Here is a 15,796-nt window from a genome sequence, read left to right on the forward strand (position 1 = left end):
TCAGTCTCTGTTATTATCTGCCTCCAGGATTTCCTGAATCAGCACGCGCTCATCCATCGGATAATGCTTTCCTTCAATCTCCTGGTAATCTTCATGCCCCTTGCCTGCCAGCACAATGATGTCTCCCGGCTCTCCATGATGAATTGCATAGGCAATCGCCTCTTTCCGATCTGCAATCGTCACATATTTGCCATCCGTTTTCCGGATGCCGGTGACAATATCTGCAATGATATCTTCGGGCTTCTCAAACCGAGGATTGTCAGACGTAATAATCGTCAGATCTGCAAGTCTTCCGGACACCTCGCCCATCTCATACCGGCGCAGCCTGGAACGGTTGCCGCCGCAGCCAAACATGCAGACAAGACGATGCGGCTGATATTCCCGCAGTGTCGTAAGCAGGCTTTCAAGCGCCATGGCATTGTGCGCATAATCAATCATAAGCGTAAAATGGTCCGATACCTTCACCATCTCCACGCGCCCCCTGGCCTTTGCTTTTTTGAGCGCGCGTTTGATGTCATCCGTCCCGACTTTAAAATGGCGGCAGATCGCAATCGCTGTCAGTGAATTGTAAACACTGAACTTGCCTGGAATATCCACCTCCACATCAAAGCGCTCTTCGTTCGTGCCGGTACATACCGCAGTATAAGCAATTCCAAGATAACCGAAGCCGGACACAAGCTGCAGGTCCTCTGCCCTCAGATCTGCCTTTTCCGACAGTCCGAATGTTTCCACCTGACATGTGTGCCCTTCCAGAATCCGCTCCAGATGTGCATCATCCGCGTTGAAAATACCAAAACGGCACTGCCGGAACAGACGGCTCTTGCATTCTATATAATCCTCAAAGCTTTCATGCTCTGCCGGCCCGATATGATCCGGCTCAATATTTGTAAAAATCCCGATTTCAAAATCGATTCCGGCTGTCCGGTGGAGCATCAGTCCCTGCGACGATACTTCCATCACAACGACCTGACAACCTTCATCGGCCATCCGGCGAAAATATTCCTGTATCGAATAGGATTCCGGCGTGGTATTGTTTGCCGGGATCACCTCGTCCCCGATAATTACCTCAATCGTGCCAATCAAACCCACCTTATATCCGGCCGATTCCAGAATAGACTTTACCATATAGGTTGTCGTCGTCTTCCCCTTTGTACCGGTAATTCCGATGATCTTCATCTCCTGTGCAGGATACCCGAAATATGCCGCCGATATGAGTGCCATCGCATAACGACTGTCCTCTACCTGAATGACTGTCACATCCTGCGGTGCTTCCACCGCATCCTGTACTACAAGCACCTTTGCTCCCTTCCCTACCACATCTTTGATATAGGTGTGTCCGTCTGTCACAGCGCCCTTAATACAGATAAACAGCGATCCTTCCTCTGCATTCCTGGAATCATTTATCACATTTTTCACTTCCACATCCGTGCTCCCCTGAAGACACCGATAGGAAACATGCTCCAATAGTTTTTCCAGCTTCATTCCGGATTTACCTCCGTTTCTTTCTTTTATCCCTTTATATTATCATGTTCCTGGGCGCATCACAAGAAAAAAAGTTTTAAAAAAAGAAGCATAAAAAAGAAACGCAGCAGCGCAAATGGGATCTTCCACCCGCACTGCCGCGTTTCTTTATGCCATCCTTATCCTGTTCACTTTTTCAGAATCAGCCGGACTGACTATTTTGTCTGCGGTCCGTAAGCTGCTGTTCTCTCATCACTGATAACGCCTGACCAGTTCTGTCCATAAGCAACATCATACGTATTTCCTGCTGCATCCACATAGCATTCCATATCCATCGGAACGTCTTCATACTGTGCTTCTACAGTCTCCATATTAGCAGGCTGCTGCAACGGAAGCAGACCGGACGGTTCTGTCACACCTGCGATAATATCCACAGCTGCCTGATCTGCGATTCCGTATCCTACGATAATCGCGTCTGCCAGCGGCTCAACCTCGCTCCATACTACCGGTTTCTTTGCACGCATGTAGACAACCACCGGCTTATCTCCCATAGCTTCCTTTGTCTCTTCCAGCGTATCCAGCATATACTCGTTGGCAGCTGTCACAGTCTTACCTTTGTAAGAACGGTTTTCTGCATTGTCTGTGTAAACCATCTCGCCTGTCTCGGAATCAATAAACTGCTTGCCCGGGTCATTTGCGATTGCTGTCTCTCTCGCTGTATCAGCGGTATATTCACGGTACTGCAAGGTGATCGGCTGGTAACCGTTTCCTCCCTCTTCCAGTTCCGCCATGTCATAACCGGAACCACCGTCCGGGCTGTCCATACCAACAATGGCAAAATCTGCCTCTTCCGGATTTTCCGTTACATTGAAATACTGAGAAAGAACCGGTACGCTGACACTCGGTGTGGAAACAGAAGTCACAACCTTTGTCGTTTCGTCTTTTTTCACAGTCGTATAGCTCGGAACATAAACCGTCTTCTTCTCTGCATTTGCATCATATGCTGAGATTACGTTGTTCTCATTTTTGAGCATAACAACGGATTTTACCTGTGCATTGTAGCCGAGTTCCATCAGCTCCGGTGAACCAACGGTAGCAACGGTCTCGTCAATATCCAGATACGGATCTTCAAACAGCCCCAGATTGAACATATTCAACAGAATTCTTGTTGCTGACTGCGCAAAACGGTTATCTGCGAACTCCTGTCCCTGTTCTTCCACCATCATATCATAAGCTTCCATCACAGGTCCGATTACATTGTTGCCTCCAAACTGGTCCATACCAGCCATCAGACACATATAGTGACGCTCAGCGACGGTCTTATCTTCAACGCCCCAGCATTTTCCCTGGAATACACCGTCATTGTCTGCATCGGCTGTAATCATCCAGTCTGTGCAGGCCACGCCATCGAATCCGTATTCTCCGCGGAGCAGTTCGTTAATCATATAATTGCTGAAACCATTGCCGAGATTCTCTCCGCTCGGGTCCTGGTTAAAGCTGATTGTGTAGTACGGCATAACAGCAGAAGCCATTCCTGTCGCACCATCCAATTTCAAAGCGCCCTCCGTAAAGTTACGGATCTGCTCGCCAAACTCTTCACCTGGATATACGGCATATTTACCAAAGCCATAATGTCCGTCACGGCCGCCTTCTTCCGGTCCGCCGCTCGGCCAGTGTTTGATCATTGCGACGATTGACTCTTCACCCCATCCAAGATCATTGCCGTCTTCATCGTAGGTGGACTGATAGCCATCCACAATTGCTCTCGAAAGATCTACGGTCAGTTCTGTGTTCTCACCAAAGGTTCCGCTTACACGGCTCCATCTCGGCTCAGAAGAAAGGTCGATCTGCGGAGAAAGAGCTGTTCCGATTCCGAGTGCGCGGTACTCAGTTCCGACTGTTTTACCAAACTCTTTTACCAGCTCCGGATCGTAGGTTGCAGCCAATCCAAGCATTCCCGGCCATTTGGAAATAGCTCCGGATTCGCCTGCCACATACTGTACGGATGTATCTGAACTTGCCTCATGACGCGGGTCAGAACTGTTGTTACACGGGATTCCGTACTCCATGCCTTCTACGATAGACTGCAGATTATTGCTCCATTTTGCACCGATTTCAGGGCTGGCAATAGAAGTCACCAGAACGTGGCGCAGCTTGTGATCTGTAATCGCATCCATCGTGGTAGTACCATCCTGTGTACGTGCACGGGAATCAATCTCTGTTCCGGAAACTGTCTCGGAATCCACTTTCGTATGTGCACTGTACAGCATGAGTCCTGCAATGCTCTCAATTCCGTCACGGCCGTCTGCCACCATCAGATCGGCCAGTGCCTGTGCTCTGGTCTTTGCATCAAGACGCCAGTCCTCATACGTATCCAGCTCACCGTTCTGGTTCAAATCCTTAAATGCAAAGCCGTCGTCCTCCAAAAGTGTGACGCCGGATTCCGGAGAATAAGAAAGCTTCTTTCCGCCTTCCTGGATTACCTGGTTAAAACCGCCTGCGTTTTCAACCACCTCATACTTCTTTCCTTCTGTTTCCTCCGCCATCGCTGCCGATGAAACCGATGAAACTGCCATCGCTGTTGCCAGCATCAGAGAAGAAACCTTTTTTGTTTTTTTCATTTTGTTCACTCCAAACTCCTCCTTTTTTGTGCATTTTAATACGAAATTGTATATTTTCTCGTTATTTTATACAATTCGCAAATTGCACTTCTATTATAGTTCAGCATTTTATCCAATTCCATGACTTTGTCGTGAACTACGTGCTTTTTGTCGTGAACTACGTCCCCGTTTACGCATCCATCAGCAAAATACGCGTCTTGAATGTATGCTCTGTAGCTTCTGTCTCATAAATCCCTTCATAGGAGTTTACAATATTCTTTATAATCTTAATTCCAAGCCCGTGCAGCTCCTTTTCTTCCTTGCTCGTGAGAAACTCTGGATTCTCAACCATGACGTTCCCACTCGTAGAGTTCTCCACCTCAATCTGCACGTACGCCTTTTTTCTGGAAAACTGCACAAACACCCTTCCATGCTCCACCTGCCCTGCCGCCTCAATTGCATTGTCACACAAATTAGAAATCAGGGTGTTGATATCGAAAACCTGTATATGCCCGTCCTGAAACGTCTCCGCCTCAAGCTCTACCTTTACCGTAAAATCAATTCCTCTTCTTACTGCTTCAGCCCGTTTCTGATTCAGCACCAGATTCAGGGCATTGCTCTTTGTATACGGAATGATAACCCCTTCCTCCACTGGCAACTGATGCAGCTTTTCCAGATACCGATGAGCCTCCCTGTAATTCCCCTCCTGCACCAGAGCATCCAGGCAAAACAGATGGGCCCTGTAATCATGCCGGAACCGCTTCAGCTCCTCCTGCATTTCCTCTGTCTGTAGCATCTGCTGCTCCTGCGTGCTCAGCCAGGTGCTCTGTGCCAGTCTTACACGGTTGCTTTCCCCCAGCTTCAGTATGAGACAGATCATATAAAAACAACCCAGAGGCACAACCAGACAGAAAACCGATAAAATCAACCCCTGTGTCAGAATCAGATGGTCTGCTGTGTTTTTCACCAGTATGCTTTTATAAATCACACAGTCCGCCGTGCACACAGCCGCCATAAAATACCAGTAGCCGCCTACATCCTGTGTGTTTTTTTTCACAACATCAATCATAAACATTTTAATTACCCAAAGCAGACCCGCTTTCATAAAAATGCGGCGGAACAAAAAAATAACCCGTACGGTATCAAGCGCAATCAGATATTGATCGGAAAAATAATATGTCAGATACATCATCAGATTTTCTATTGAACTCGTCATGGTAAAAAAGATTATGCAGACCAGCCCTTTTCGGACGATCTTCCCCTTAAAAAACAGACAGGCATACAAAAATGGCAGCACAAGCATAACCGCTGCATAGGAATAAAAACTGTTTTTTGTGAACAAATCTGCAAAATGCAGCACGCCGGTAAACAACATACTTCCCAAAATAAGTCTTTTTTTCGAGCGATATGCTGCTTTTCGGGGTTCGAAAAAATTCTGGATCAAATAAAAAAACAAGACAGCATCTATAAATTGCCCCAAAAGATGAATGGCTGCAAAATCAGGCATTTGAAATATAACGCGACTCATTCTGATATCCAACATGCTTTCCACCTCCTACAACCGGCAAAATCGCCGTTTCACCTCTTCGGACCGGCCCCGGCCAAGAGGAAGCTCCTTTCCGTTATCCAGTATCACTTTTTCGTATTTAATTGCGTATACTGCCCGCAGATTTACCACAAAGGATTTATGTATCCGCACAAACTGCTCGGGTTCCAACATTTTTTCAATATTGGACAGCGTATTCCTGACATAAAAATCTTGGCCTCTCTGTACGAAAACATTGACATACTTATCCCTTGCCTCCAGATAAAGCGTATCGGCAAGCGGAAGCTCATAACAGCGCCCTGCCTCATCCCGTATGCTGCAAAATGCCTGATTTTCCTGACAGAAACGCCTGCTCAGATCGCATACGGCCTTCTCCATATCCTGTTTGAACCGGCTTTTACGAACAAATGAAAACGGATGTACTTCAAAACTTTGAAACACATATTCTTCCCTGGCAGAAACAAAAACAAGAGGTATCTCCTCCCGCTGTTCCCGCAAAATACGCGCCAGTTCCAGCCCGTTCATCTTCGGCATATCAATGTCCAGAAAATAGACGTCGTACGATTTTTCTCTCAGTACTTTCTCAAGTTCAACCGGAGAAATAAAAATATCCGCCTCTGCACAAAGATCGTATTTTCCAAATTCTTTTCGTATCTGGTCTGTCAGATAAGATAGCACCGGTGCTTCATCGTCACAGACCGCCAACCTGATACTTCTTCTCATACGCAATACTCCTTCCCGAAATCTATCTTTCATTATAGATACAGGAAGGAGTAAAAACCATAGGATATTCTTTTGTGTTATGATATATTTTTTTCGGCGTCTACAGATTCGTGTAGCCCATCAGATACCGGTCGACCTCACGCGCCGCTTCGCGGCCCTCACGGATGGCCCATACAACGAGTGACTGCCCGCGGTGCATATCTCCTGCAACAAATACTTTTGGAACGCTCGATGCATACTGCTCTGGTTTCGTCTGAACATTGGTCCGCGCATTCAACTCCACTCCGAATGCATCCGTCACATATTTCTGACAACCAACAAAGCCTGCTGCAATCAGTACCAGGTCCGCTTTTACCGTCCACTCACTTCCCTCGACCGGCACCATCAGCATACGGCCCGTTTTCTCGTCCCTCTTGCTCTCCAATTTGACAAGCACTGCTTTTGCGACCTCACCCTTTTTATTCAGAAGAAACTCTTTGACGGTCGTCGTATAAATCCGGGGGTCCTGTCCGTATACCGCAATTGCTTCCTCATGTCCATAGTCAGTCTTAAGTACGCGCGGCCACTGCGGCCACGGATTGTTTGCCGCACGCGTTGTCGGAGGCTGCGGCATCATTTCCAGCATAGTAACGGACGCTGCTCCGAACCGTACCGCGGTTCCGCAGCAGTCATTTCCCGTATCTCCGCCGCCGATAATCAACACATGCTTTCCTTTTGCAGGAATGAATTTTTTATCCGCAAAGTCTGAATCCAGAAGACTCTTCGTTGTCGCTTTTAGGAAATCCACTGCAAAATAAATTCCCTTCGCTTCACGCCCCGGCACCGTGATATCGCGCGGGTTAGAAGCCCCGCAGCAAAGCACCACCGCATCGAATTCCTTCAGCAGTTCATCTGCCTTTTTATTTCCCCCTACATTCGCATTTGTGACAAACGTAATCCCTTCTGCTTCCAGCAGTGCAATGCGACGGTCAATCACCTTCTTGTCTATCTTCATATTGGGAATCCCGTAACGCAGCAATCCGCCAATCCGGTCATTGCGCTCATATACGGTCACAAGATGACCGCGCTTGTTCAGCTGCATCGCCGCTGCCAGTCCGGAAGGACCGCTGCCAACCACAGCTACCTTTTTCCCGGTACGCACCTTGGGCGGATGTGGTTTTATGAGACCGGTCTCAAATGCATGCTCAATAATCGCCCGCTCATTGGCTTTCGTCGCTACCGGATCTCCGTCCAAGTTGCACGTACAGGCCGCCTCACAGAGCGCCGGACAAACACGCGATGTGAACTCCGGAAAGCAGTTTGTCTTTGTCAGCCTCCGATAAGCCTCCTCCCAGTTTCCAAGATAAACGAGGTCATTCCATTCCGGAACGAGGTTCTGAAGCGGACAGCCGGAAGCCATGCCACCAATCATAGCCCCCGCCTGACAGAACGGCACGCCGCACGCCATGCATCTGGCGCCCTGCAGCCGCTGTTTTTCCAGTGAAAGCGGGGTATGAAATTCATGAAAATTCTGAATTCGCTCCTTCGGTGCACATTCCAGGTCGTTTTCCCGTCTGTACTCTAAAAATCCTGTTGGTTTTCCCATAATCTGCACCCCCTACTCTGCCTGATCTGCCGTATTGGCATAAAATGCTTCAATCTGTGCCTGTTCACTGGAAAGTCCCTTTTCCTCCATCTGGACAATCCGCATCTGCATTGCATTGTATTCATGTGGAATGATCTTTTTGAATTTCGGCAGATACGTTCCGAAATCTTCCAGGATCTTTTTGCCCTTCTCTGAATTGGTGTAGTTCACATGCTCCCCGATCATTTCCTTCAGTTCCAGCACGTCATATTTTGAAGTCACTTTTTCAATGGAAACCATCTTTTTATTTACCTTTGTGTAGAGATCATTCTCCTCATCCAGCACGTAAGCGATGCCGCCGCTCATGCCTGCCGCAAAGTTTTTCCCGACTTTGCCGAGAATAACCGCGCAGCCGCCTGTCATATATTCACAGCCGTGATCTCCGGCGCCCTCCACAACAGTAACTGCTCCGGAATTGCGCACGCAGAACCGCTCCCCTGCAACACCATTGATAAATGCCTTGCCGCTTGTCGCGCCATAAAGTGCAACGTTTCCTATTATAATGTTCTCATCCTGCGCAAATTTCACGCCGGCCGGAGGGTACACAATCAGCTTTCCTCCGGAAAGTCCCTTGCCAAAATAGTCGTTGCTGTCGCCTACGAGTTCCAGCGTCAGGCCTCTCGGAATAAATGCTCCGAAACTCTGCCCGCCCGCGCCGCTGCATTTTACGGTGTAAGTGTCCTCTTCCAGTCCATCCGGATAGCGCCTTGTAATCTCTGAACCAAAAATGGTACCGAATGCTCGGTCGATGTTCGAAACCTCTACCTCAATGCTTCGTTTCTGTCCGTTTTCCAGCGCCCCTTGCAGCCGGTTCAGCAGAATTCTGACATCCTTTGTTTTCTCCAGGCCGAAGTCATAAACCTGGGACGCATCAAAGGTCACCTTGTATTCCTTTCCGGCATACGGATTGCTGAGAATATTGCTCAGATCAATCAGCTCTCCCCGCGGATTTTCGCAGTGCGCTTTCTTTTTTAGTAGATCGCTGCGCCCAACCATCTCATCCAACGTGCGGAAACCAAGCCTTGCCATATGCTCCCTCAGATCCTGTGCAATAAAACGCATGAAATTCACGACATACTCCGGTTTCCCACGGAAACGCTTGCGAAGCTCCGGATTCTGGGTAGCTACACCTACCGGGCACGTATCGAGGTTGCAGACGCGCATCATGACACAGCCCATCGTTACGAGCGGCCCGGTCGCAAAACCGAACTCCTCAGCGCCGAGCAATGCAGCGATTGCCACATCCCGACCACTCATCAGCTTTCCGTCTGTTTCAATACGCACCTTCCGGCGCAGTCCGTTCATCATAAGCGTCTGATGTGTTTCCGCAAGTCCAAGCTCCCACGGAAGCCCTGCATGGTGAATGGAGCTTCTTGGAGCCGCCCCGGTTCCTCCATCATATCCAGAAATGAGAATCACCTGCGCACCTGCTTTTGCAACGCCCGCTGCAACGGTTCCGACGCCAGCCTCTGAAACAAGCTTTACTGAAATGTCAGCCTCACGGTTGGCATTTTTCAGATCGTAAATCAGCTGTGCCAGATCTTCAATCGAATAAATATCATGGTGCGGCGGCGGCGAAATCAGGCTGACGCCCGGTGTCGAATGCCTCGTCTTTGCAATCCATGGATAGACCTTTTTCCCTGGCAGATGGCCGCCCTCTCCCGGCTTTGCGCCCTGCGCCATTTTAATCTGTATTTCCTTGGCGCTCACAAGATATCTCGAAGTAACGCCAAAACGCCCCGACGCCACCTGCTTGATTGCAGAACAACGGTTCTTTCCATCTGGTCCAATCTTTAGGCGTTCCAGGCTCTCGCCTCCCTCTCCGGTATTGGATTTACCATGCAGCAGATTCATTGCAATGGCCAGCGTCTCATGGGCTTCCTGGGAAATAGAGCCATAGGACATTGCGCCGGTTTTAAATCTCCGGACAATTGAATCTACACACTCAACCTCTTCGAGCGGCACACCTTTTTCCGGATAGCAGAATTCCATCGTACTGCGAATGTAACCGGATTCCTCCTGGTTGACAAGCTCCGTATACTCTTTGAACAGCTCATAATCACCGGTTCTCGTGGACTCCTGTAAAAGATGAATCGTGCGCGGATTATACCGATGGTGCTCCCCGGCGCTTCTTGACTTATGCCAGCCTATACTGTCCAGTGTCAGATCTTCCTGAAGTCCCAGAGGATCGAAAGCACTGGTATGCCGCTCGTCCACTTCGCGCTCAATATCCTCTATCGTAATACCGCCGATCCGACTGACTGTGTTCGTAAAATATTTGTCGATCACTTCCCGGCTGATGCCGATCGCCTCAAAAATCTGAGCCCCCTGATAGGACTGAATCGTCGAGATCCCCATCTTGGAAGCAATTTTTACAATTCCGTTTATGATCGCCTGGTTATAGTCATCGACCGCCGCATAATAATCCTTTTCCAGCATTCCGGAATCGATCAGCTGATGAATTGTATCCAGCGCCAGGTACGGGTTGATCGCACTCGCACCGTACCCAAGCAGCGTCGCAAAATGATGTACCTCGCGCGGCTCCCCTGTCTCCAGTATCAGGGCCAGGGATGTTCTGCGCTTTGTTTTTACAAGATACTGATTGACTGCTGAGATTGCCAGCAGAGACGGAATCGGCACACGCAGCTCATCAATGCCACGGTCTGTCAGCACCAGAATATTGGCACCATCCCGTAATGCCCGGTCCACCTCAAGAAACAGATGCTCAATTGCCTTTTCAAGTCCCGTATTTTTATAAAACGTGATTGGAATTTCTGCAACCTGAAATCCCTTTATTTTTAAGTTTTTAATTTTCAGCATATCGGTGTTCGTCAGTATCGGATTTTCGATACTCAGCACCTGGCAATTCTCCGGCTGTTCTTCCAGAACATTACCCTCCATACCGATATACATCGTCTTTGAGGTTACGATTTTTTCCCGGATTGCATCAATGGGCGGGTTCGTCACCTGCGCAAACAGCTGCTTGAAATAATTAAACAGTGGCTGTCTTCGGTCAGACAGAACGGCCAGCGGCGTGTCGATTCCCATTGCACTGATGCTCTCGCTGCCTGTCGTTGCCATCGAAAGAATCGAGGTTCGGTAATCCTCATAACTGTAACCAAACGCCTTCATCAGGCGCAGCCGCATCTCTTCTGAATATGACTCCACGCGCTTGTTCGGAATCCTGATATCTTTTAATTTCACAAGATACTGATCCAGCCATTCTCCGTACGGCTGCCGGGACGCATACCGTGTTTTCAGTTCTTCGTCGTCCACAACTTCGCCTTTTACCGTATCGACCAGAAGCATTTTTCCCGGATGAAGCCGTTCTTTCAGAACAATTTTTGCCGGATCTATATCCAGAACTCCCACTTCAGAGGACAGAATGACATCCCCGTCCTCCGTAATGTAATAGCGGGAGGGCCGCAGGCCGTTACGGTCAAGCACCGCGCCCATCACATCGCCATCGCAGAATAAAATAGAGGCCGGACCATCCCATGGTTCCATCATCGTCGCGTAATACTGGTAAAAATCCTTCTTCTTTTGCGACATCACCGCATTGTTTGCCCAGGGCTCCGGGATTGTAATCATCACTGCCAGGGGCAGTTCCATGCCGTTCATAGTCAGAAATTCGAGCGTGTTATCCAGCATCGCCGAGTCAGACCCCGTCGCATTGATCACTGGAAGCACCTTGTGCAGATCGGATTCCAGATACGCAGAGGATATCGTCTCTTCGCGTGCAAGCATTTTATCCGCATTGCCACGGATTGTATTAATCTCACCGTTATGTACAATAAAGCGATACGGATGCGCCCGTTCCCAGCTTGGATTTGTATTTGTACTAAATCTGGAATGCACAATCGCAATTGCAGATTCATACTCCGGATCCTGTAAATCCTTAAAAAATGTACGGAGCTGCCCGACCAGAAACATTCCTTTGTAAATAATGGTACGGCTTGAACATGAAACAACATACGTTGTATCATTTGATTGTTCAAAGGTCCGCCGGACCACATACAGTCTGCGGTCAAACGGGAGGCCCTTTTCCACATCCTTTGGACGTTCCACAAATGCCTGCTCAATGCAGGGCATTTTTTCAAGCGCTTTTTGACCGAGCACCTCCGGTACGGTCGGAACCTGTCTCCATCCCAGAAACTTCAGGCCCTCCTTTTTTACAATGCTCTCGAACATTTTTTTCGCCTGATTTCTTTTCAGGATATCCTGCGGGAAGAAAAACATACCGATTCCGTAGTCTCTTTCTTCACCTAAAAAAATGCCAAGGTCCAAACAGGTTTTCCGGAAGAATCTGTGCGCTATCTGCAGCATGATTCCAACTCCATCACCTGTTTTTCCCTCGGCATCTTTGCCAGCTCTGTGCTCTAAATTTTCTACAATACGAAGTGCATTTTCTACTGTCTGATGAGTCCTGATCCCTTTGATATTGACAACTGCTCCGATTCCGCAGTTGTCATGCTCAAACTCGGGCCGGTACAGCCCCGGTCTCACACAGACAGATCCGGAAGTATTTCTTGCATCCATCTCTGTCCCTCCTGCCTGTTTCTTTTTCAGTTTTCATCATACACCTATTTTTCTGTTCTGTAAACAGCTTTTTTCTCTGTAATTGTCTGATTGTTTCTTAATTTATTCATTTTCCCTTTATTTATCAGTTTATTTAAGGCGATTATTTGTAATAATCGCCTTGTTTCCTGCAATTTTCTTTTAAATTTCTTCTAGTTTTGGAAATAAAATCCTAAAATAACTGTGGTCAGATTCGCTCCCATATGAAATAGTACGGGAAATACAAACAATTTTCCATGTTCATAAACCGCCGCCAATGCAAGTGCCATCGGAAAAGCAAAAATTATCTGAATCGGATTCCCATGATATACCGCAAACAAAAGTGACGACAAAAATGCGGACACCTTCACCGGAAAAAAACATTTCATTCTCATATAAACCAGACCACGGAAAATCAGCTCCTCTGCAATCGGAACAACTACGCCAAGCCCCAGTACCTGCACCACGCTTCCGCTTTGCAGCAGACTTTCCTGCACTTCATTGGAAAAATAGTCCTGGATGTGGACAGCCTCCAAGGCTGCGCTCCATGCAAGATTTAAAACGCCTCCGGCCATAAAACAAAATATTCCGAACCAGATTACCCGCTCCCCGGAAAGCTTTTCTGCACTTCTGCCGACTGCATATGCCATGCTTCGACTTCCGATATTTTTCGCCTCTTTCTCATTCCCTGCTGCCCGAACGCGGTCTTTTCGATACATCTGATACGCCAGCGGAATCGTAATCAACGCTGTCGCCACCGTAGCGGCCGTCGGATCACTGATCTTCATAATGCCCATTGCAAACCCTATTGCAAATGATAGCCCTAAATGGAGTAATACAGGCGTAACTAGGGAAAAGATACTGATTCCTTTTTGCTTCATATTCTGCCTTTCTTTTTACCTTGTTCCTCTATTTCGGGATGACTGGTATTTCCATAGAAGCAATGTGCCAGGCGTCATGATGCCATGCCATCACAAGCTGAGCCGTATTATCTCCCGAAATCACCTGTGTTTCTCCATCTTGCACCACAGTTCCGACCTGCGGCCTTTCGGCATCGCCTTCCTGTGACTCTTCCTCGTCTCCCTGTTCATCTGAAGGCTCCGAAGTAACATTCTCGCGCACGATATACCGGTATGACAATTTCACAGGGACTGTGATCGCTCCGGTCGCTTCTCCCGTAAAAACAGGCGCTCCAAACTGAACCGCAAAATCGGTAATACCTGCACTTTTAAAGACTGCTGAATCTTTATGGAATTCCTGGCCCTGCTCCTTTACAAACAGCTTTGCTTCCTCCAGGCATTCCCCAAGTAGATCTTCCAGATCTTCTGTTTTTTCTCGTGCTGCACAAGAATATAACTGTTTTAAAGCTTTTATACTAAGCTCCTTGCATACATCCTGTGCCGCCTGCCCAAGCGCCATTTTTTCACCGTACTCTGCGCTTCCATCCAAAGGATCTATTGTCCCGTTCACAGAGTCAAACGCAGGATGTCTGATTGCCAGGCTAATACGCCCAGGTAAAAGTGACGGAATCTGGTAGCAGTCGTAGGACGGCAAAACGCCATCCCTTATCAGCCACGATGCATCTGCTTTCCGGCCATCCAGATAAACTTCCGCCCCGGCCGGAACCGTCAATACAAAGTCCTTTACCATACAGTGTCCTGAAAGAACTTTCCACTGATCAAACACGCCAAACAATGGTTCTGCCTGTTTTTTTACTGTGAAGGTTTCTTCCATCTGTACCGCTCCGTCTGCATCTTTAAACTCTGTGCGGTAATCTACATATTCATTTCCGCTCTGATCTCTGCGCTTTTCCGACGCGGTCACATCATAACTGGCGAAAAGGCTGTATTTTTTCTCTGCCAACGCTGTCTCATATTCTTCTGATGTCATTGCCGCATCCTCAGACTGATCGAGCAGAGCATAAGCTTTTTCGCCGCTGTTCTCAATCAGAAGCGCGATATATTTATCCATTGCATATTCCGGCGTACTCTGGCGGTACGCCTGCCATCCTGCCGCACCTGCACCAAACAGGACAATCACAAATGCCAGAACCACTGTTTTTATCAGAACTCTTTTCCATACACTCATGTTTTTACCTCCTAATTTCCTGCAAGCGCTGCTTCATAGTTTAAAATAACCTGCAAGTTCGCTTTCTCATAATCGTTCAGGTAATCAAACATGTTTGCATCAAAATCGTCCGGCGCATACGTCGGCACATACCATGATTTCCCGTTAAAATATTCCTGTATCTCCGGCGTACGGAACATTCGCCCATGAAGCGCAAAAATCTCATTACGAATCAGGCACAGCTCGTCCAGGTTATAATTATACAGCTCGCTCTCATCTATATATCGACTGCTGATTCCCCACAGGATCACATCGTCCGGTGTGGATACCGGAGGCTTTTCAATGATGATATTATCCGAATTACCCGAGCTACCACCAGAGGAATCTCCCGTACTGCCACCACTGCTTCCACCTGAGGAGCCCCCTGTGCTACCGCCAGTACTTCCGCCGGAAGAACCTCCCGTGCTGCCGCCCGAAGAGCTCCCAGTATTATCGTTCCAAGTGCTTCCGTCTGTATAGTAATAATATCCATTTCCCGGATCTGTAATCACAATTGATGGCCCAGAGTAATCGTCCCAGGAAGAATTGCCTGCATTTTCGCCCGCATTATCCCAGGAAGAATCTCCTGGATCAGTACCGGCTGTATCGTTGTACGAGCCATTCCCGCCGGAATTGCCTGAACCATCTTGATCCGAACCGCTTCCAGAAGATCCGGCACCATTCCCCACGGAATCTGTCCCATTTTCATTCATCTGCGTGCCATTGCCAATCGGATTTCCATTTGCATCCGTTTCTGTCTGTTTCTCCGTCTCCTTTTTCTCCGGTGCCTCTGTCTCAACACCTTTTATAATATTTCCGGATGCTGTGACGGTAAATGCATCTGTCTCGTATACTCTTTTCTCACTTTTTTCTGGCGGAGCTGTTTCCCTCGTCTTTTCCGGTGTCTGTTCTTCGGACGGCATAACTAAAGATACCATTCCTTTTTCCATCACAAGATTCGCAGTTCCAAACGACGCACCCGCCACCAATACGCAACAGGCCAAAAAGCCACTGTTCCGCTTTATGACATTTCGTTTCCTCTTCATTTTTATACTCATCCCCTTTACGGGGCATCATAACACAGATGTCGAAAAATGTCTACCTACAGGGCTTTACAAGGCATAAACAAGTCTTTATTTTTAACAAGGCTTTGCAGCTAATGTTGTAACATATTCAAAG

At 48.0% G+C, this 15,796-nt stretch carries 9 protein-coding genes; all 9 read right to left on the reverse strand.

Annotated elements, in window-relative coordinates:
• A complete protein-coding gene (locus AC6I2O_RS02765) occupies window positions 1-1,482 on the reverse strand; it encodes a UDP-N-acetylmuramoyl-L-alanyl-D-glutamate--2,6-diaminopimelate ligase (RefSeq protein ID WP_120393321.1) in 1,482 nt (493 codons plus the stop codon).
• Between the two features lie 194 nt (window positions 1,483-1,676).
• The gene (locus AC6I2O_RS02770; RefSeq protein ID WP_120393396.1) at window positions 1,677-4,082 is read right to left on the reverse strand and encodes a glycoside hydrolase family 3 protein; all 2,406 of its coding nucleotides are present in this window, start codon (window positions 4,080-4,082) and stop codon (window positions 1,677-1,679) included.
• 169 nt (window positions 4,083-4,251) lie between these two features.
• Window positions 4,252-5,604, reverse strand: coding sequence for a sensor histidine kinase (locus tag AC6I2O_RS02775; protein WP_120393320.1), 1,353 nt, complete (start codon window positions 5,602-5,604; stop codon window positions 4,252-4,254).
• Between the two features lie 12 nt (window positions 5,605-5,616).
• Window positions 5,617-6,330, reverse strand: a complete 714-nt coding sequence (locus tag AC6I2O_RS02780) for a LytR/AlgR family response regulator transcription factor (RefSeq protein WP_497741736.1) — start codon at window positions 6,328-6,330, stop codon at window positions 5,617-5,619.
• A 100-nt stretch (window positions 6,331-6,430) separates the two neighbouring features.
• Window positions 6,431-7,915, reverse strand: a complete 1,485-nt coding sequence (locus AC6I2O_RS02785) for a glutamate synthase subunit beta (protein WP_120393318.1) — start codon at window positions 7,913-7,915, stop codon at window positions 6,431-6,433.
• Window positions 7,916-7,927: 12 nt separating this feature from the next.
• Window positions 7,928-12,493: a glutamate synthase large subunit gene (gene gltB, locus AC6I2O_RS02790; RefSeq protein ID WP_497741737.1), complete on the reverse strand. Its 4,566-nt coding sequence runs from the start codon at window positions 12,491-12,493 to the stop codon at window positions 7,928-7,930.
• Window positions 12,494-12,684: 191 nt separating this feature from the next.
• Window positions 12,685-13,392: a CPBP family intramembrane glutamic endopeptidase gene (locus AC6I2O_RS02795; RefSeq protein WP_497741738.1), complete on the reverse strand. Its 708-nt coding sequence runs from the start codon at window positions 13,390-13,392 to the stop codon at window positions 12,685-12,687.
• Window positions 13,393-13,420: 28 nt separating this feature from the next.
• On the reverse strand, window positions 13,421-14,599 hold the full coding sequence (locus AC6I2O_RS02800; RefSeq protein WP_120393315.1) for a hypothetical protein: 1,179 nt from the start codon (window positions 14,597-14,599) through the stop codon (window positions 13,421-13,423).
• 11 nt (window positions 14,600-14,610) lie between these two features.
• On the reverse strand, window positions 14,611-15,663 hold the full coding sequence (locus AC6I2O_RS02805; protein WP_120393314.1) for a YARHG domain-containing protein: 1,053 nt from the start codon (window positions 15,661-15,663) through the stop codon (window positions 14,611-14,613).
• Between the last annotated feature and the right edge of the window lie 133 nt (window positions 15,664-15,796).

It is taken from the genome of Blautia sp. St.27G3, assembly GCF_059728505.1.

Bases quoted from the DNA above. Each gene is read 5' to 3' on its own strand.
- AC6I2O_RS02765 (WP_120393321.1), bottom strand. From the start codon at position 1,482: ATGAAGCTGGAAAAACTATTGGAGCATGTTTCCTATCGGTGTCTTCAG.
- AC6I2O_RS02770 (WP_120393396.1), bottom strand. From the start codon at position 4,082: ATGAAAAAAACAAAAAAGGTTTCTTCTCTGATGCTGGCAACAGCGATG.
- AC6I2O_RS02775 (WP_120393320.1), bottom strand. From the start codon at position 5,604: ATGTTGGATATCAGAATGAGTCGCGTTATATTTCAAATGCCTGATTTT.
- AC6I2O_RS02780 (WP_497741736.1), bottom strand. From the start codon at position 6,330: ATGAGAAGAAGTATCAGGTTGGCGGTCTGTGACGATGAAGCACCGGTG.
- AC6I2O_RS02785 (WP_120393318.1), bottom strand. From the start codon at position 7,915: ATGGGAAAACCAACAGGATTTTTAGAGTACAGACGGGAAAACGACCTG.
- gltB (WP_497741737.1), bottom strand. From the start codon at position 12,493: ATGGATGCAAGAAATACTTCCGGATCTGTCTGTGTGAGACCGGGGCTG.
- AC6I2O_RS02795 (WP_497741738.1), bottom strand. From the start codon at position 13,392: ATGAAGCAAAAAGGAATCAGTATCTTTTCCCTAGTTACGCCTGTATTA.
- AC6I2O_RS02800 (WP_120393315.1), bottom strand. From the start codon at position 14,599: ATGAGTGTATGGAAAAGAGTTCTGATAAAAACAGTGGTTCTGGCATTT.
- AC6I2O_RS02805 (WP_120393314.1), bottom strand. From the start codon at position 15,663: ATGAAGAGGAAACGAAATGTCATAAAGCGGAACAGTGGCTTTTTGGCC.